Below are 19,754 nucleotides of genomic sequence, written 5' to 3'. Positions count from 1 at the left end.
TCGGGCTGCGGCGTGCGGTCAGCCCACGGCCGTCGGGCTGCGGCGTGCGGTCAGCGCACGGCCATCAGGCCGGTCAGCCCACGCCGTCGGGCTGTGGTTGGGGCTGCTCGGCCCGGCGGGAACGCTCCTGCGCCGGGGCGGACCAGTCGAGCTGGGCCGGGTCCAGCCCCAGCTCGCGGGCGGTCACCAGCCGGATCCACTCGGCGAACTGGCGGCGGGAGATCACCCGTTCGTGGACCGCGAACTGAACGGCGAGGCCGTCCATCACCGCGTTGATCCGCCAGGCCGCGCCGGCCGGGTCGGCGCACTCGAAGATGCCCTCGCGCACCCCGTTGCTGATCACCGCCGCGAGATCCTCCCGCCAGCGCAGGTCCAGCCGGCGGGAGAGCTTTTCCAGCTCCGGGGTACGCAGGGACTCCGACCAACCGTCGATCCACATCGGCCAGGAGGTCGACCGTCCGGTGGGGGTGTAGAGCTTGAGCATCCTGCGGAGCTTGGCCAGGGGGGAGCCGGACGACCGGACCACGGCGTCGAGCCGGGCGAGGTCCTGTTCCACCGCGTACTCGAAGGCCTGGGCGAGGAGCCGTTCCTTGGTGGCGAAGTGGTAGAAAACCAGTGCCTGGCTGACCCCGGCGGCCTGCGCCACGTCGGCCGTGCGGGTGTTGGCCAGCCCTCGTTCCGTGATCACGTCACAGGCCGTGCGCAACAGGGCATCCAGGCGGATCTCGGCGGCACGTCTCGTCACGCCGCTACCGTAACCTATCCGTTCGTGCACAAACAGTTACCGCTGCGGCTGATTCACCCCGAGAGAGTCGGAAGACGGACAGTTTTTCCCTCTTGCCAGGCATGCCCCAAGTGATCCTATCCAGGTTCCTAGGAAGCTTACGCGCCAGGCTCCCCGTCTCGCCCGCCCGCGCACCGCTCCTTGAGCCCGGCCGAGACCGCAAACCCAGGGATTTAGTGGTCTCGCAGGTCGCCGAGACCACTAAATCCCTGGATTTGCGTGATCTTGCGCGGGGGAGGGCGGGGGCTCGCTCGCTGGGTCGGGGGCTCGGCGGCGGTCGGCTCGGGGCTGCGGGACGCGCCGGGGCCGCCCCGAGTTGGCAACGGTTCCCGGACTCGGCTAAAGTTCTCTTCCGTCACCGGTTAACGCCGGAGACAAGCGGACGTAGCGCAGCTGGTAGCGCATCACCTTGCCAAGGTGAGGGTCGCGGGTTCGAATCCCGTCGTCCGCTCGGAGCTGCCGCCATGCATGTCGGCGGCAACCTCGGTGGTGGAGTGGCCGAGAGGCGAGGCAACGGCCTGCAAAGCCGTCTACACGGGTTCAAATCCCGTCTCCACCTCGGCAAGTTGACGAGGGCGATTGGCGCAGTGGGAGCGCGCTTCCTTGACACGGAAGAGGTCACTGGTTCAAACCCAGTATCGCCCACCAGTAGTTGACAGGCTGAGCGACCCGTTACCGGAGTTCCGGTAACGGGTCGACTGCTGTCCGGGCCCTTTACGCGAGGCGTGGCCGAGGGATCGTGGTCGCCGCCCCGGGGCGATCGCCTCCGTCAGCCGGTCGTTCCACGGGCGGCGCCGGCGGTGGTGGCGAGGGGGGCGTTGTTCCGCTCCGGGTGCGCTTCCTGGCCGCGACGGTTGTCGCCTGCCCACTGCCGCCCGGCTGGGCCCTGACTGGCGGAAGGCGCTCGTGGGGAGTGCTCCCCGACGACGTTGCAGGCCGTCCGTGGGGAGCCGTTCGACGACGGCGGTGAACGCGGTTCAGGGCCCGCGTTTCAGGTGTTCAGCCGGATACCGGCAGCGGTTGAACGGCCGCTGTGGATAACGGTTCCATATAGCTGGCGATGTGCCGCAGTGCGCCGAGATATTCAACTGGCGGCATCGCGGCGCCGCGATGCGGGGTAGTAACTCGCGCGTCACGGAGGTCTGCGATGCATGACGGCAACATGAGCGCGTCAGGTGGCCGGACCGTGGACCTGCTCCGTGCGCGCCCGCCACTGCGTCGAACACTGGTCAGCGCGCTGGCCGCGACGATGGCGTTCGTCATCCTGGTGAGCGGGACGGGGGATCTGCCCCGGCCGGTCGAAGGCCAGAATGCGATGTCGCGTACGGGGGCCGAGTCGGCCCGGGGCGACGGTGACGCCGCCGCACCACAGCAGCGGTGGGACGGGCCGTCGAAGACTGCCGCAGCCGCGCAGCAGCAGGTGAACCGGAAGATCCCCGCCTCCCAACGATCGCGCTATCCGCAGCACTCGTTGGCGCAGCAGCCGACCGCCCCGGCCAACACCGCCTCGCTGGGGCAGCCACCGAAGGTGCCGGCGCGTGGCTACCAGCCGACCAGCAGCCGGGAGTTGGCGCAGCAGCGCGATGCCTACCAGCAGGTGTACGCCAACACCGACGGCTCCCAGACCACCGTGTTCTCCACCGCGCCGATCAACTACCGGACCCCCGGGGGCGGTTGGGCGCCGATCGACCCGAAGCTGACCGCCGACACCGCTGCGGGCTGGCGCAACGCGGCCGACGCGGTGGGTGTCCGGCTCGCCGCACGGGCCGACGCCCCGGCCCTGGCCCGCTTCGCCCTCCCCGACGGCAAGTCCGTGTCGTACGGGTTGGCCGGCGCCGCGCCGGTGCCCGGTCGGGCCGACGGAGCGCTGGTCGTCTACCGCGGGGTGCTACCCGACGTGGACCTGGAACTGGAGTCGCGCCCCGGGGCGCTGAAGGAGACCCTGGTACTGCGCTCCGTGGACGCGCCGCGGGTGTACGACTTCCCGCTGCGCCTCGAAGGGCTCACCGCGGCGGTACACGACAACTCGGTGCGGCTCTCCGACGCCGCCGGCACGGTGCGGGCCGTCTTCCCGCCGGGCTACGTCATCGACGCCGCACCCGTTCCGGTGACCTCGACGGCCGTCAGGTACCAGCTGATCGGCGTCGGCGGCAGGCCGACGCTGCGGGTCTCCGTCGACGACGGGTGGCTGCGCGACCAGGCCCGGGTCTATCCGGTGCGGCTGGACCCGACGGTGGAGCTGCCGGTCGCGGAGGGCGCCGCCGACTCGGCCATGTACGTGCACGGCTCCGGCTCCGCCGCGGGCGGCACCGAGCTGCGGGTCGGCACGGTGAGCGGGACCAACGCCGCGTCGTACATCAAGTTCGGCGGCCTGGTGGACCGGCTGCGCTACCACACCATCTTCGGCGCGCAGCTCCAGGTGGTCAACTACGACTCCGACTCCTGCCAGGCGCGGGAGGTGACCGTGCACCCGGTGACGGCTGGGTGGTCGGCCGGCAGCGGCTACTCCTATCCCGGCCCGGCTGTCGGCGGGGCGTTGGCCGGCGAGTCGTTCGCGCACGGCTATGTCGCGTTCGGCCAGAACCAGTCGGCCTGCCCGGCTGCGGCCGAGGCGTTCGACCTTGGCGGCGCCGGGGCCGCCCTGGTGCAGCGTTGGGTCAACGGGGAACAGGCCAACAACGGCCTGTCGCTGCGTGCCTCGGCCGATCCGCTCAGCGGGAAGCGGTTCACCGGCAACGGAACGGCGAACCCGCCGAGGTTGTACGTGACGCACAGTCCGTACAACGCCTCGTACCAGATCCCGAAGCCGGTGCCCAACCCGCCGGTGCTGCAGAACCAGGCCGGCCGGGTCGCCGTGACGGTGACCAACCTCAGCGCCGAGGCGTGGGCGGTGGGCAGCTACTACCTGGCCTACCGCGCCTACAACGCGCAAACCGGCGCGGCGGTCTCCCAGCAGCGCGCGGCCAACCTGACCGCCCCGGTGGCCCGTGGCGCCAGGGTGACCCTCGACGCGACCATCAAGGCTATGCCGCCGGGCAGGTACTTCCTCGACTTCACCATGGTGCGCACCGGCGGCGTGGTCTTCACCGACCACCAGGTGCCGCCCGCCCGGATGGTGCTAGAGGTCATCGACATCCCGCCGGTCGTGCAGGAGCTCTACCCGCCGAACGGGTATTCCGCACCGACCCTGTCCCCGCAGCTGTGGGCGCGCGCGGTGGACATCGACGCGCCCCCGGGATTGTCGCTCACCTACAAGTTCGAGGTGTGTGAGCAGACGGCGTCCGGCGGCACCACCGGCTGCTTCGACTCCGGCTTCCAGGCCAAGACCGCCTGGACCGTGCCGGCCGGCCGGCTGTACTGGACCAAGACCTACCAGTGGCGGGTGATAGTCAAGGACGGCGGCAACGAGGTGTCGTCGCCGCGCTCCACGCTGCTCACCTCCGTGCCTCAGCCGGAGATCACCTCGCGGATCGCGGGCGCGACGACTGCGGCGCGCGACCGTGAGTTCGACGCGCAGACCGGCAACGTCTCCACCACCGCGGTGGATGCCACGGTCACCACGGTCGGTCCCGAGCTGAATCTGGTCCGCACCTACAACAGCCTCGACCCGCGGCGCGACGGCGCGTTCGGGGCCGGCTGGTCGACCCGCTACGACATGCGGCTCGTCGCCGACGCCGACGGCTCCGGCAACGTGCTGGTCACCTACCCGGACGGCCAGCAGGTGCGCTTCGGCAGGAACCCGGACGGCACCTTCGCCGCACCGTCCGGCCGTACCGCGTCGCTGACCTGGAACGGCACCGTCTGGACCCTGGTGGACAAGGCGAAGATGGCCTACCAGTTCTCCGCCGCCGGCCGACTGACGAAGATCACCGATGCCGCCCTGCGGTCGATCGTGCTGACCTACAGCGCCACCGACGGGAAGCTGACCCGGGCCCGGGTCTCCAACAGCCAGACCAACACCGCCGGCCGGTCGTTGGTCTTCACCTGGTCCGGCGCGCACGTGGTCAGCGTCGCCGCGGACGCGGTCAACGGCACGGCGCCGACCTGGACCTACACCTACAGTGGTGACCTGCTCACCTCGGTCTGCGCCCCGGGCAACGCCTGCACCCAGTACGGCCACGCCGCCGGTTCGCACTACCGCACCGGGATGCTCGACGCGAAGCCGGAGTCGTACTGGCGTCTGGGCGAGGCGCAGGGCGCCGCCGCCGGCAGCGAGGTCGCGGTCAACCTCGGCAAGGACGCCGGCGCCTACACGGGCGTCACCCTCGGCACGGCCGGCGCGCTGACTGGCACCGGCAATACGGCGGCCAGCTTCAACGGCACCTCCTCCGTGGTCGAGCTGCCCAAGGGCGCGGTGAAGAAGCCCCGTGACGGCGCGGTCGAGCTCTGGTTCAAGAACAGCGTCACCGGCAGCGGCGGCCCGCTGCTGGGCTACCAGGACAAGGCGCTCGGCGCCGAGTCCACCACCGGGGTGCCGGCGCTGTACGTGGGCACCGACGGCCGGCTTCGCGGCCAGTTCGGCGGCCCCACGATCGCGCCGCTGGCCTCGACCGCCGTCGTCAACGACGGGCGCTGGCACCACGTCGTGCTGTCGGCGATGGGGGGCGTGCAGACGCTCTACCTCGACGGCGCCAAGGTGGCCGAGCGCACCGGCGCGACGGTCGAGCACTCGCTGCTCACCTTCAACCAGCTCGGCGCGGCGTACGCGACCTCGCCGGCCTCCTGGCCGGCCTGGGGCGCGACGGCGCGACGGTACTTCACCGGCGCGATCGACGAGGTGGCCGTCTACTCCCACCCGCTGGGCCAGGCGGCGGTCGCCGCGCACTACCGGTACGCCGCCGGCGCGAACCAGTTGACCACGGTGACCCTGCCCAGCGGCAAGATCGCGGCGCAGTTCACATACGACACCGCGGCCGACCGGGCCACCAAGCACACCGACCGGCACGGCGGCACCTGGAGCATCGGCGCGCCGCTGGTGTACGGCGGCGCCACCGACCTGCGCCGCAGCGTGCAGGTGCTGGACCCGGCCAACCGGCCGCACCTGTACGAGTACGACGCGCTCACCGGGCAACTGCTGCGCTCGGGCACCCCGCTCGGTCTGGAGACCCGCGAGGAGGACCGGCCCTCCTCGCCCACACCGTCACCGTCACCGCCGCCGACCGAGGTGTGCTCCACCCCCGACCCGGGCGACCCGGCGTTCTGCACGATCATCCCGGGTGACGCGGGCGGGCCGGTGTTCGTGCGGCACCCGCTCGAAGGGATGGCGATCCGCACGTTCGAGTACGACGACCGCGGCAACCAGAGCGTGGTCACGAACGAGAACGGCGACGCCGTACGGATGACCTACGACGAGCGCGGCAACGTCACGTCCAAGCGGACCTGCCGTACCACCAGCGTCTGCGACACCAGCTACACGACCTATCCGGCGACCGTGACCGACCCGCTCGACCCGCGTAACGACCGGCCGACCGAGTCGCGGGACGGACGCTCGGCCAGCGCCACCGACAACACCTACCGCACCACCTACACCCACACCCCGGCCGGTGAGCTGGCGACGCAGGTCAACCCGGACGGCAGTACGGTCAGCCACACCTACACCACCGGGGGCGAGGCCGCGTACGGCGGCGGCAACGTGCCGGCCGGCCTGCTGCTGAGCAGCACCGACGCGCGCGGCAAGGTCACTCGCTACGCCTACTACCACAACGGCGACCTGTACCGGGCCACGCAGCCGTCGGGCGCGGTCACCAGCTACACCTACGACGCGCTCGGTCGCACGCTCACCACCACGGAGACCTCGAACGCCTACCCGGCCGGGGTGGTCACCAGCTCCACCTACGACGCGCTGTCACGGCCGGTCGGCACCACCGGGCCGGTCACGACCGACAAGGTGACCGGCCAGGCGCACCAGAAGCGCTCGACGACCGCCTACGACGTGGACGGCAACGTGACCCGCGTCGACGTCGACGACGTGCGCGGTGACGACGAGACCCGCACCACCACGTGGGAGTACGACCAGCACAACCGGCCGATCAAGGTCACGGATGCGGAGGGCAACGAGACCGTCAAGAACTACGACCGGTTCGGCAACGAGACCACGGTCGTGGACGCCAACGGCAACCGGTACGACTACGCCTACACCGCGCGCAACGCGTTGGCCGAGGTCCGGCTGCGGGCGTACACCGGTGACGGGGGCCCCAGCACCGGCGACTACCTGGTGCTGCACACCTACTCGTACGACTACGCCGGGCGGATGGTCAGCGACACCGACGCGATGGGTCGGCGGCTGGAGTACCAGTACCAGGGCGACGACCAGCTGCACCGGATCGTGCTGAAGAACTTCCGTGACCCCGACGGCGCCAAGCGCGACTACGTCGTGGAGGAGAACACGTACGACGGCGCCGGCAATCTCACCCGGCAGGCCGCGGCCAACGGCACCTCGGTCACCCAGCAGACGTTCACGCGGGCGGGCCAGGTCGCCAGTGTCGTGGTCAACCCCGGTGGCGCCGCGTTGACCACGTCGTACGCGTACGACGCGATGGGCAACGCCACCCGGATGACGCGCACCGGCCGGGCGTCCAACGTGCCGTGGACCATGTCCACCGCCCCCGAGCAGGTCGACTACGCCTACGACGACAGTGGCAACCCGATCCGCCAGACGGTCACCGCTGGCTCGGTCGCCCGGGTCACCACCAACGCCTTCGACCAGCGTGGCCTGCTGACCGCCAGCACCGACCCGGCCGGGCGGATCACCAGCTACGAGTACGACGAGCTGGGCCGCCAGGTCAGGGCGACCGTTCCGGCGGTGGCCGCCGAGGAGAACGGCGGCGCGCCGGCCACGGTCACGCCGACCACGGTCACCGGCTACAACACCTTCGACGAGACGGTGCACCTGGCCGACGCCAGGGGCAACGTCAGCAAGTTTGCCTACAACCGGGTGGGCCGCCAGGTCGGCCAGGCCGCCCCGACGTACTGGCCGCCGGCGGGGGTGAGCTCGCTGCAACCGACCACGACGGCCCGCTACGACGCCGCGGGCAACGTGGTCGAGACCGTCGACGCCCGGGGCAACGCCACCCGATACGCCTACGACCAGCTCGGACGGCTGGTCAGCCGGGACGAGCCGACCGGCGTCACGGATCGGGCCGTGACCCGGTACAGCTACACCCGCACCGGCCAGATGCTGTCGGCGACCGGCCCCACCGGCAACCGGACCGAGGCGACCTACGACGACCTCGACCGGCAGCTCACCGCGACGGTGCTGGAGCGGTACCCCACCGCCCGCACCCTCACCACGCGGTACCGCTACGACGACGCCGGCAACATCACGTCGATGGTGTCGCCGGGTGGCGCCACCACCTCCAACGTGTACGACCCGCTCGGTCAGCTCACCCGCGTGGTCGACCCGGCCGGGGTGGCCACCAGCTACGGGTACGACTACGCCGGCCGGCAGGTGCGGGTCAGCGACGGGCTGGGCCGCACCGAGCGGGTCGACTACGACCCGCTGGGGCTGATCACCGCCGAGTCCGACGTGGCGCCGGACGGTTCGGTCCTGCGTACCCAGACCTACGGCTACGACGCCGTGGGCAACATGACCTCTTCGACCAGCCCTGGCGGCGTGACCACGACCTACGAGTACGACGCGCTCGACCGCCCGACCCGGCAGGTGGAGCCCGTCACCGCCACCACCTCGATCACCACCAGCTTCGGCTACGACGCGGCCGGCAACCGCACCCGCTACACCGACGGGCGCGGCAACCGCACCATCTCCACCTACAACAGTTGGGGGATGTTGGAGTCGCAGATCGAGCCGGCCACCACCGCGCACCCCAACGCGACCGACCGCACCTGGACGGTGGCGTACGACATCGCCGGGCAGCCGGGCAAGATCACCGCGCCCGGCGGGGTGACCCGGATCCGCAGCTACGACGCGGCGGGCCGGTTGACCGGTGAGACCGGCAGCGGCGCCGGCACCCCGGAGCGCACCCTCGGCTACGACCTGACCGGCCGGCTGACCCGGGCCACCGCGCCGGTCGGCACCGACACGTTCAGTTACGACGATCGCGGCAACCTGCTCAACTCCACCGGCCGGGCCGGCACCGCCAGCTTCGGCTACGACGCCGACGGTCAGTTGACCAGCCGGGCCGACGCCTCCGGGACGGCCGCCTACACCTACAACCGGGGCCGGCTCACCGCGATCCGCGACGGCATCGCCGGGGTGACCCAGAGCTACACCTACGACAGCGCCGGGCAGTTGACCGGCATCGACTACGGCTCCGGCCGCACCCGCGCCTTCGCGTACGACAACCTGGCGCGCGTCACCAGCGACGTCACCCGCAACTCGGCCGGGCAGTCGGTCAGCTCGGTCGGCTACACCTACAACATCGAGGACAAGCTGGTCGGCAAGAAGACGACCGGGACGGTCGGGGCGGGTAACCACACCTACGCCTACGACCTGGCCGGGCGTCTGGTCTCGTGGACCGGCCCGCAGGGCACCGTGGCATACGCCTGGGACGCCTCCGGCAACCGGACCCGGGCCGGGGCGAAGACCGCCACGTACGACGAGCGCAACCGCCTGCTGTCCGACTCGGACTACACGTACAGCTACACCGCGCGTGGCACGCTCGCCTCGCGGACCAGTTCCGGCCTGACCGAGTCGTACGCGTTCGACGCGTTCGACCGGCTCACCGCCGCCGGCACGGTGGGTTACACGTACGACGCGTTGGACCGGGTGGCGACTCGCGGCGGGGTCTCGTTCGGCTACGCGGGCACGGCCGACGACGTCGTCACCGACGGCACCGGCCGCTACTCCCGCGGGCCGGCCGGCGAGGTCGTCGCCGTCGGAACCGGTGCCGAGGAGTTGCTGGCCGTCACCGACGGGCACGGCGACGTGGTGGCCGGCATCGACCCGGCCGACACCGCCCTGACCGACGTCACCGACTCGACGGCGTACGACCCCTTCGGCGAGGTCGTCGCCACCGAGGGCGACACGGGCGACCTGGGCTTCCAGGGCGACTGGACCGACCCGACCACCGGGCAGGTCGACATGGGCGCGCGCTGGTACGAGCCGGGCACCGGCGCGTTCGTCTCCCGCGACACGGTCGACTACCGCAGCGGCGACGCGATCCTGGCCAACCGGTACACCTACGCGGCGGGCGATCCGCTGGCCAACGTCGACCCGGATGGGCGCTGGCCGTCCTGCGGTTGGTGCAAGTCGGTGATCAACAAGGTCAAGAAGACTGCCTCCAAGGCCTGGTCCGGGGTGAAGAGGGTGGCCCGTTCCGTCTGGTCCGGGGTGAAGAGGGTGGCCACCGCCGTCTGGTCCGGGGTGAAATCCGTGGCCAGTTGGGTCGGCTCGGCGATCAAGCGGGCCGCCAATGCGATCTCCAGCGCGGCGAAGGCCATCTACCACAAGGCCCGCGCCGTCGTCGGCTGGGTCAGCGGGAAGATCAGATCCGCGGCCACCTGGGTGGGCGGCAAGGTGTCCCGCGCGATCAAGTCGGTGAGCAAGGCCACCGCCGGCGCGGTGAACTGGGCGCGGCAGAAGGCCGCGCAGGCGCGGCAGGCGATCTACGTGGCGAAGCAGAGAATCACGGAGACCGCGCGACGGGCCATCGAGTACGTGGCCCGGCACAACCCGATCAGGGCTGTCGCCGCCGTGCTCAAGCCGGTGATTTCCGCCATCAAGACGGTGGTGTCGGCCGCGGCGCACATCCCGGCGGCGGTGGTCGCCACCGTCCGGGACGTCGTTGCCGACACGGTCCAGGCCACCAAGGTCATCTACCAGGCGGCTGTCCAGGCGGCCGGCGTGGTCGTCGAGACGGTGTCCAAGGCGGCCGAGGCGGTGGTGGACTTCGCCCAGGCGGCGGCGCCGTACGTGCAGAGCGCGCTGAACGTGGTCGCCGAAGCTGTCGGCGTCACCGACCTGGTCAACTGCGTGACCAAGGGCGACCTTGAGGCGTGTGCCTGGACCGTGGCGACGGTCGCCGGCTACGCCCTCGGTGGCGTCGGCGGCGGCGCGGTGCGCGCGGCGCGGGTGGGGAGCCTGGCAGTCAGGCACGCCGACGAGATCGCCGACGTCGCCCGGGGCGGGTCAAAGCTGAGGGACGCCAAGCACAGCATGGACAACGTCTCCGACGTGGCCTCCTGCGCCACCGGCAACAGCTTCAGCGGCGAGACCCTGGTCCGGATGGCCGATGGCTCGACCAAGCCGATCAGCAAGATCAAGGTGGGCGAGAAGGTGCTCGCCGCCGACCCCACGACCGGCCGTACCGGAGCCTTCGCGGTCAACGCCGTCATCGTCGGCGAGGGCGAGAAGGAGCTCGTCGAGGTCGAGGTGGACACCGACGGCGAGGCGGGCACGGCGAGCGGCACGGTCACCGCGACGCAGGGCCACCCGTTCTGGTCGCCGCAGGGCCGGCGCTGGGTGGAGGCCGGTGACCTGGCCCCCGGCGACCAGTTGCAGACGTCCACCGGCGGCACGGCGACCGCGCTGGCCACCAGGGAGTGGACCGAACGGAAGCGGGTGTACAACCTCTCCGTCGACACGCTGCACACGTTCTTCGTGATCGTCGGCGGCCTGGACATGTTGGTGCACAACACCGACCCCGCCTGCCCGGTCCACGGCCCGACCAACCTGTCCGGCGTGCTCGACAAGGCACCCAGCCCGTGCACCTGCCCGGGGGGCAGGGGCGACATCGTGAACGACGGCACCGACATCATCGGCGGCACCCTGGAGCGTCGGGAGCGGTTCAACAACGCGGTCGACACGGTGGAATCGGCTCAGGGCGTCGGCGACAACTTCATCCCCGGCGAGACAGTCCTCGACCCTCTCCTCTCCGTGAGCCTCAGCGTCGGCGCACTCGGTCACACGGGACGGCTGGTCATCAAGACGCTCGCCAGCCGGAGACCCCGGTGATGTCGCGTATCGCCCTTCTGCCCGACAAGGAGTTGAATGTCCACAAAATGTAGTCCCAGATCGCTCGGGGTGCGGCTGTTGGCGGTGCTGGGGCTGCTGCTGGCGGCGTCCGCGGTGACGGTCGTCCGGCCGGCGCCCGTGTCCGCGGACGCGGCCGGGCTGGGCGGCGACTACGTCGCGCTGCCCAGCAACGCCGCGCTGCTCGACACCCGTTCCGGCACCGGCGGGCGCACCGGCGTCGTCGGGCCCGGCGGCGTGGTGACGTTCCCGGTCCTGGGTGTCGGCGGCATCCCCTCCTCCGGGGTCAGCGCGGTCCTGGTCCGGCTGCTGGCTCCGGGCGGCACCGGCAACACCTACCTGCAGGCATATCCCGACGGCACCACCCCGAACGGGATCTCGATGGTCAACATTTCGCCGGGGGAGCAGATCTCCAACACCGCGGTCGTCCGTCCGGGCAGCAACGGCCGGATCGCCGTACGCAACTCCGCCGGCAACTCGCACATCATCGCCACCGCGCAGGGCTACTTCCGCTCGACCGCCGGCGGCGGGGGCGGCGGGTTCGTCCCCGTCGCGCAGGACAAGTTGGTCGACACCCGGGACGGCACGGGAACGGCCCTGGCGAAGATCCCCGCGCAGGGCACCCGCACGGTGACCCTGACCGGGGCCGTGATCCCGACCACCGCGACCGCGGTGCTGGCCGACGTCGTCGCGGTCAACGTGACCGCGCCCGGCTGGCTCGGTGTGACACCGGCCGGCGGCGGCGAGCCGGCGCACTCGGCGCTCAACTTCGAGGCGACCGGGCACCACTCGCACGTCGTCTCGCTGCCGCTCTCCGCCGCCGGTCAGGTCACGTTCACCAACAGGAGCGGTGGCGCCGTCGACCTGGTCGTCGCGCCCTACGGCTACATCACCGGCAGCACCGGCACGGGGGCCGGCTTCCGGTACCTTCCGGCGACCCGGCTCTACAACGGCGCAAGCGCGATCGCCGCAGGCAGCGTGGTCGACGTCCAGGTGGCCGGCAGGCTCGGGTTGCCGACCCGGGGGGTGGCCGGCGTGGTCCTCAGCGTGGTCGCCGTCAGCCCGACCGCCAGCGGCGGCGTCAAGGTGTGGCCGGCCGGCGTCGCCGAGCCCAACGTCAGCCAGGTGCACGCACGTGCCTCCCGCGACAGGGCCGGGCTGGTGATCGTCCGACCTGGCAGCAACGGCCACGTCCGGCTCAAGAACACGATGGGCGGAACCGTCCGCCTCATCGTGGACATCCAGGGGTACTTCACCGACCCGATTCCGTCGGCGCCCGTGGAGTCGTACGCGGCGTCGGTGGGCGCGCAGGCCGGCCCGGTGGCGGGCGCGTCGTTGGGGATAATGGTGTACGCGTACACGGACAACATCGGCCGGGTGCTGATCGGGCACCAGACCGATGTGGACAACTTCGGCTCCGTGCAGTGGAGCGTGGTGTCCGGCAACGAGGCGTTCACGGGCCGGCCGTCGCTGGGTCTGTTGAGTGACGGCCGGGTGCAGGTGACGACCCGGTACTCCGATTCGGACGTGTGGGGGCGTACGCAGACGGCGGTGGGCGCGGCGACGTGGGGCGCCTGGGCGGACTTCGGCGGCTCGATGGCCGCGGCGCCGACGGTGACCCGACTGCCGTCCGGGACGATGGCGGTGTTCGCCGTGGACGCCGACGGCAAGCTGTGGGTCTACCAGCAGACCGGCACCATCCCGGCCTGGCGGGCACTGGTCGACCTGAACTTCGTCGGCACCCCGGTCGTCGTGTCGACCCGCACCGGCGTCCGGATCTTCCTCCGTACCGTGTCCGGCACCGTGGCGACGGCAGAGTACGTCGACAGCGTCCTGTCCGCCTGGACGGACCTGGGTGGCACCGGCACCGACACGCCGGCCGTGGTGGCGCATCCCGGCTACCGGACGCGGGTCCTCATCCGCGCCAACAACGGGACGATCATGACGAAGTACCAGGACGCGACGGGTGCGTTCCCGGCGCAGTGGACGTCGTTGGGGTCGTACGTGTCGGCGGGCCCGCCGGCGGCGGTGCTGGACCCGGTGCTGGGTCGCACGGCGGTCGTCACGCGCAGCGCGACGGGTGAGGTGATGCTGTCGTGGGAGACGACGCAGGGCTCGGGCGTGTTCACCGCGTGGTCCGCGGCGATCCCGGACCTGTCCGAGACGGCGGCGACGGATCCGACCATCGTGCCGGTGACCAACACCGCGGGGCAGACCTGGCTGATCCTGTTCCGTAACGCGAACAACGCGAGCCGCATCTACGAGCGGCAACCGTTGACGGGCCTGGCCGCGGCGACCGGTCGGAACCTGTCGACGCCGGCGGCGTCGGCGCCGATCGGGGGCGGCGTCTTCGCCCCGCACACCCTCCCGGCCCCGCCGGCCTAGCGCACGCGCCGGGTGGGCGCGGCGCCGCCAGCGCCCACCCGGTCGGCGTGGGCCGAGGTACGGGCCGGAGTACGGGATGTGCGGCGTCGTCGGCGTCCCACCGGTACTGGTTAGCGTCACCCCGACGCCGTGACACTGCGGCGCGGAAGGGGTGGACATGCGACTCACCGCGGGTTTCGGAGTTCCACGTTCGTCGGCCAGCTGCGGCATCGGTGCCAGGAAGTGGGACCTGCTCGCCGTCAGCGAGGCCAGCACCGCCAACTTCTCATCTTGAACAGCCGACCGCCCATCGGGTCGTCGCCGACACCGTCCATCGGTGACGGGCGACGACCCGCGTCGCCGGCATGATCGAAAGGATCGCTATGAATCGGTCACGATGGCGTGCCCGGCTGGCCGCCGCGCAGGTCGCGGCGCTGGCAGCGACGCTGCTGGCGGTGGCCCAACCGGCACCCGCGCGGGCTGCCGACACCGTGAGCTGCGTCGCCCAGACGTCGGTCTTCGCCGCCGCCGCCGGCGGCACGATCTATCGCTACCCCCTCAACGCGCCCGGCAGCGCGAACTCCACCTGGTCGACCGCCGTCTCCGGCGGTACGGGCTGGCAGAACTTCGGCCGGGTCGTCGGCGGCCCGGGTGGCCGGCTCTACGGCATCAACGCCAATGGCCTGTACCGCTACCGCTGGACCAGCAGCGGCTGGGAGTCGATCAACGGCGTCGGCGGTCAGCGGATCAGCACCGGCTTCACCCAGTACGCCACCGCCGGGTTCCGGAACAAGATCACCGTCGACGAGCGGGGCGACTTCTACCTCGTCGACGGCGAGGGAAGGCTGCGCGTCCACCGGTACGACGAGGCTACGGGCAAGTGGCTCTTCTCGAACCGGCTGCTCGACACCGGCTGGGGTCGTTTCGACCTTGTCGTCGCCGCCGGCCCGGGTGTGCTGTACGCCCGGGACGCCACCGACGGCCGGCTCTTCCGCTCCCGCTACGAGCCGGACAGCCAGCGTTGGCTCGAGTACCAGGAGTCCCTCGGCATTGGCTGGAACGCCTTCACCAGGGGCATCTTCTCGGCCGGCGGCGACACCCTGTTCGGCATCGACAACGGCGGGACCCTGACGCAGTACCGCTTCCGCGAGGACAACCGCACCTGGGCGATCACGCAGCGGATCGTCGGCAGCGGCTGGAACGTCTTCAGCAACGTGGCCGCCATCACCGACGCCTGCCGGCTCACCGCGTCGCACGTGCCGGCCCGGCCGCCCGTACCGGTGGTCCAGCACGCGCCCGCGGCCGTGACGCAGGCCGCCTCCACCAGCATCGAGCTCGCCCACTCCGACAACATCGGCCGGCTGCTGCACGGGCGGATGAATCCGGACAACTTCAGCTCGCTGCAGCTCACCGCGGTCTCCGGCAGCGAGGGGTTCAGCGGGGTGCCGGCGCTGTCCGAGACCACGCAGAACCTGGTACGGATCACGGCTCGCAACATCAACAGCGATGTCTGGACCCGCACCCAGTCCTCCGTCGGCAGCCCCGGCTGGGGCGGCTGGACCGACCTGGGCGGTCGGATGGCCTCCGGTCCCGCCGTGGTGCGACTGTCCAACGAGCGTGAGGTGGTGTTCGCGGTGGACGCGGGCGGCGCCCTGTGGGCCCGCTGGCAGGACCCGGCGCACCCGGACCTGCTGGCCTGGCGCAAGCTCGGCGGCAGCGGCCTGACCGGCACCCCGCTGGCGGTGCCGCTGGCCGACGCGAGCGCGCTGGTCGTCGTCTTGGACAGCGCCGGCACGCTGCGGGCGGCCCGGTACGCGGGCGGAACGCTGCAGGCGTGGACCAGCCTCGGCGGCAGCGGCTTCACCGGCACCCCGGCCGTGGTGGTGCTGCCCGGCCACCGGATGCGGATCTTCGCCCGGAACAGCGCGGGCCGGATCATGGCCACGGAACGCCGTGTCGACGGCACCTTCACCGGGGCGTGGGCGCCGGTCGGCGGCTCCGGCTCCGTGGTGATGGGTGCGCCGAGCGCGGTGCTGAGCCCGGCCACCGGCCGGATCGGGGTCTTCGCGCGCGGCTCCGACGGCTACATCCACTACTCCGCCGAGACGGCGCAGGGCAGCGGCGCCTGGGGCGCCTGGATCCCGGCCCAGGACGCGTTCGAGACCTACGCCGCCGATCCGACGGCATTCGGCTTCATCAACGCCAACGGTCCGAACGTGGCCTACCTGACCCGGACCGCCGGCGGCACGCTGCGGCTGTACACCGTCCAGGAACCGCTCGCCCGGGTGGGCGACGCCGATCGGGCGAACGGGGACACCGGCTCGACCCCGAGCCCGGTCTTCCTCCGGCAGGAACTCCCCGATCCGCCTGCCTCCCGCTGACCGGAGGCCGGAGAGGGGGCGTGGGCGGCCAGCCAACGCCCCCTCTCCGGCGCACGGCGGTCATCGACCGAAGAAGCTCTCGTACATCGGCGAGCGGTAACCCGGCAGGCGTCGCGGGTCCGCCGCCGCCTCGGTGTCCGGCCGGTGTCCGGCCGGCGATCCCCCCTCGGCCATGGTGGCCGCCACCATCGCGCGGGCGGCGACGGCGCGCAGATAGCGGTCGCCGATCCGGCTGGCGAGGTCGCGGGCCGAGACGGCGTCGTCGAGCGCCTGCCGGGGCCGCCCACCGGCCAGCCGCGCGGCGCACCGAGCCAGCGCGGCCTCGCACTGGGTGGGCAGGTCGTCGGTGGCGGCGGTGCGGGCCATGGCCTCGGTCAGCGTCCGTTCGGCCGCGCCGTGGTCGCCGGCCCGGCACTCGAGCTGGCCCAACATGGCCAGAGCCGCGCCCTCCAGGCCGGTGGCGCCGATGCTGCGGGCGAAGTCCAACGCCTCGCGCACGCCGGTGAGCGCCTGCTCCGGCTGCCCGGCATCGAACCGCGCGTCGGCCATGTTGCTCAGGCTGCTGGCGACGTGAAGTGGTGTCCCGTGCTGCCGCCGCAGCGCCAGGGCCTGTTCGTGGCGGCGCAGCGCCCGGACCGGATCGCCGGTGAGGTAGTGCAGGTTGCCCAGCGCGTCGAAGCAGCCCGACAGGCACAGGTAGTCCTGGATCCCCTCGGCCACCTTCGCGCCGGCGAGCAGATCCGCCTCGGCGCCGGCCGGATCACCGTCGGCCTGACGCAGCTTCGCCCGGTAGTAGAGGGTCACCGCGTACTCGGTGTGCAGCGCGAGCGCGGCGGTCAGGGCCAGGCCGCGATCGATCAACGCGAGCGCCTCGGCGGGGTAGCCGCTGCGCCAGAACAGCGCGTAGCTCAGCCAGGCCAGGCTCACCGCCAGGCGGGCCGGCTCGCCGCCGATCTCGCTGGCCCGGGCCACCGCCGCCGCGATGTTGGCGTGCTCGGTGTCCAACCAGCCGCTGACCGCCGAGGCGGTCTCCGGCCAGGTCTGCCAAGGCCCGACGGGGTCGGGCAGCGGGTCGGTGGGGGTCCAGCCGGCGTTGGCCAGGGCGGTGGCGCGTTCGGCGGCCACGATGTAGGTCTCGACCAGCCGCTGTAGCGCGGCGGCGCGTTCGGCCCCGCTCTCGTGTGCCTGCGCCTGTTCGTACGCGAGCAGGCGCAGCAGGTCGTGCATCTCGTACCGGTCGGGCTGTCGCGGTTCGAGCAGCCGTTGGTCGGCGAGCGTCTCCACCACCGTGTGCGCCTCCGCGGGCCTCCGGCCGAGCAGGGCCGCGACCGCGCCGACGCTGATCACGGCCAGTGGCACCGCGCCGATGAGCCGGAACGCGCGGGCGCACAGCCGCTCGTGCGCGTCGCCCTCGGAGAGCGCCTCGTACGCCAGGCGCAGGGTGCGCCGGACGCCGAGGCCGTCGTAGGACAGCTCGTCGAGGCGCCGAGTGGGGTCGGCGAGCCGGTCGGCGAACGCCGCGAGCGGCCAGCCGGGCCGGCTCGACAACCGGGCCGCGGCGACCCGCAGCGCCAGCGGCAGGTTGCCGCACAGCAGGGCCAGGCGGTGCGCGGAGGCGGGGTCGGCGGCGATCCGTTCGCCCGCACCGGCCCGGCCCAGCAGGTCGATCGCGTCGGGGACGGGCAGCACGTCGACGGGCAGGTGTCGCCCGCGGGGCAACGTGGCCAGGTGGCGGCGGCTGGTGATGATGGCGGCACTGGGCGGGCCCGCCGGCAGTAGCGCCGCGACATGGGCCGCGGTGTGTGCGTTGTCGAGGATCACCAGGATCCGCCGGCCGGCGAGGTACCGGCGGTAGACGGCGGTCGCCTCGGCCTCGTCGACGGGGGCCGCGCCGCTGGGTACGCCGAGCGCGCGCAGCAGGCGGCCGAGGGCGTCGATCGGGGGTGCGGCGGGTGCCGTGCCGCGCAGGTCCAGGTAGAGCACGCCGTCGGGGAAGTGCTCGGCGCTCAGGTGGGCCAGGTGCACCGCGAGCGCGGACTTGCCGACCCCGCCCGGACCGTGCAGCGCGACGACAGCCCCGGTGCCGGCCTCCAGCTCCGCCCGTCCGGTCGCGATCTCGGTGGCGCGTCCGACGAAGGGCTCCACCGCCGGCGGCAGGTCGTGGACGGTCGAGCTGGTCGCCCGGGGCGGGGTCACCACCGGGCCGCTCGGATCACGGTGGTGCAGGATGTCCTCGTGCAGCCGCCGCAACCGCGGCCCCGGGTCCAGCCCGGTCTGTTCGGCCAGCACCCGGCGGGCAGCGCGAAACGCGTCCAGGGCGCCGGTGATGTCGCCGAGGCGATACAGGCCCAGCATCAGCTGCTCCCAGGCGCGCTGGCGCTGTGGATGACGCTCGAGCAGGGCGCGCAGCCGCCGTACCGTCTCGGCCGGGGTGCCGAGCTGCAACGTCGCCTCCGCCAGGTCCTCCTCGGCCAGCAGGTACCGCTCGGTCAGCGCGGCGACCCGACCCGCCGTCAGCGGGGACAGCGGCACGTCGGCCAGCGGGTCACCGCGCCACATGTCGACCGCCACGGTCAGCTCGGCCTGCGCCATCGCGGCGTCTCCGACGGCCAGGCAGGCCCGTCCCCGGGAGGCGGCGGCATCGAACCGATCCACGTCGCGCTCCTGCTGACGCACCCGCAGCAGGTAACCGCCCGCGTCGGCGACGATCCGCGGTGGCGTGTCGGGGGCGTCCAGCAGGCGGCGAAGGCCGAGCACGTAGGTGCGTAGGTTGGCCAGGGCCGAGGCCGGCGGCTCGTCGCCCCACAGCGCCGCGATCAGCTGCGCCGCCCCGACCACCTCGTTGGGCATCAGCAGCAGGGTGGCCAGCAGCTGCCGCTGCTTTCCGGAGCCGAGCGGCACCGCCAGGCCGGCGGCGCTCTCGACGGTCAACGGGCCGAGCAGGTTGAACCGCATGTGACACGATCACCTTTCGCGCCTGTGGCCGTTACGCAGCGGTCTCGGCGGCGGTGCGCGGCGCACCGCCGCCGCCGGATCACCGTACCGCTACCCCGCAGCCCACGCGTTGCTGCCGGCGCACGCGCGGTCGACGGTCCGGCGTGCCAGCGGTGAACCATGTCGGCAGGGTGGCGGCCCGCCCGTACCACCGGAGGTGCCGTAGCGGCCGGGTATGGGGACAGCCAGATTGAAGTACCGTAAACACTGTGTCCGATGAAGCGTCACCGATCGGCGGCCCGAGTGATCGACACATCGGTCACAGTGTCTGGCCGCTCGGCGTAGCGGCCTGCCGGCGTCG

At 72.2% G+C, this 19,754-nt stretch carries 5 protein-coding genes and 3 tRNA genes; 6 read left to right on the top strand and 2 right to left on the bottom strand.

Annotated elements, in window-relative coordinates:
- Positions 1-73: 73 nt before the first annotated feature.
- On the bottom strand, positions 74-745 hold the full coding sequence (locus tag ACFYZF_RS25800; protein WP_387024928.1) for a TetR/AcrR family transcriptional regulator: 672 nt from the start codon (positions 743-745) through the stop codon (positions 74-76).
- Between the two features lie 417 nt (positions 746-1,162).
- On the opposite strand from ACFYZF_RS25800, the gene ACFYZF_RS25795 reads away from it, so the two are divergent.
- The 6 genes from ACFYZF_RS25795 to ACFYZF_RS25770 all read left to right on the top strand — a co-directional run bounded on the left by ACFYZF_RS25795 (position 1,163) and on the right by ACFYZF_RS25770 (position 16,459).
- Positions 1,163-1,235: transfer RNA gene (locus tag ACFYZF_RS25795), tRNA-Gly, on the top strand.
- Between the two features lie 37 nt (positions 1,236-1,272).
- Positions 1,273-1,343: transfer RNA gene (locus tag ACFYZF_RS25790), tRNA-Cys, on the top strand.
- Between the two features lie 14 nt (positions 1,344-1,357).
- A tRNA-Val gene (locus ACFYZF_RS25785) sits at positions 1,358-1,432 on the top strand.
- Positions 1,433-1,931: 499 nt separating this feature from the next.
- A complete protein-coding gene (locus ACFYZF_RS25780; protein ID WP_387024926.1) occupies positions 1,932-11,696 on the top strand; it encodes an RHS repeat-associated core domain-containing protein in 9,765 nt (3,254 codons plus the stop codon).
- Between the two features lie 36 nt (positions 11,697-11,732).
- Positions 11,733-14,099, top strand: coding sequence for a hypothetical protein (locus ACFYZF_RS25775; RefSeq protein ID WP_387024924.1), 2,367 nt, complete (start codon positions 11,733-11,735; stop codon positions 14,097-14,099).
- 362 nt (positions 14,100-14,461) lie between these two features.
- Positions 14,462-16,459, top strand: a complete 1,998-nt coding sequence (locus tag ACFYZF_RS25770; RefSeq protein ID WP_387024922.1) for a tachylectin-related carbohydrate-binding protein — start codon at positions 14,462-14,464, stop codon at positions 16,457-16,459.
- 60 nt (positions 16,460-16,519) lie between these two features.
- On the opposite strand, the gene ACFYZF_RS25765 is transcribed toward ACFYZF_RS25770, so the two are convergent.
- Positions 16,520-19,414: a BTAD domain-containing putative transcriptional regulator gene (locus ACFYZF_RS25765; RefSeq protein ID WP_387024920.1), complete on the bottom strand. Its 2,895-nt coding sequence runs from the start codon at positions 19,412-19,414 to the stop codon at positions 16,520-16,522.
- Positions 19,415-19,754: the final 340 nt, after the last annotated feature.

The sequence above is a fragment of the Micromonospora sp. NPDC001898 genome, from assembly GCF_042891255.1.
Lineage (GTDB): Bacteria > Actinomycetota > Actinomycetes > Mycobacteriales > Micromonosporaceae > Micromonospora.
This window is presented reverse-complemented; position numbering and strand designations above follow the sequence as displayed.

Coding starts and splice junctions, on each gene's coding strand:
- ACFYZF_RS25780 (WP_387024926.1), top strand. CDS start 1,932: ATGCATGACGGCAACATGAGCGCGTCAGGTGGCCGGACCGTGGACCTG.
- ACFYZF_RS25775 (WP_387024924.1), top strand. CDS start 11,733: ATGTCCACAAAATGTAGTCCCAGATCGCTCGGGGTGCGGCTGTTGGCG.
- ACFYZF_RS25770 (WP_387024922.1), top strand. CDS start 14,462: ATGAATCGGTCACGATGGCGTGCCCGGCTGGCCGCCGCGCAGGTCGCG.
- ACFYZF_RS25765 (WP_387024920.1), bottom strand. CDS start 19,414: ATGCGGTTCAACCTGCTCGGCCCGTTGACCGTCGAGAGCGCCGCCGGC.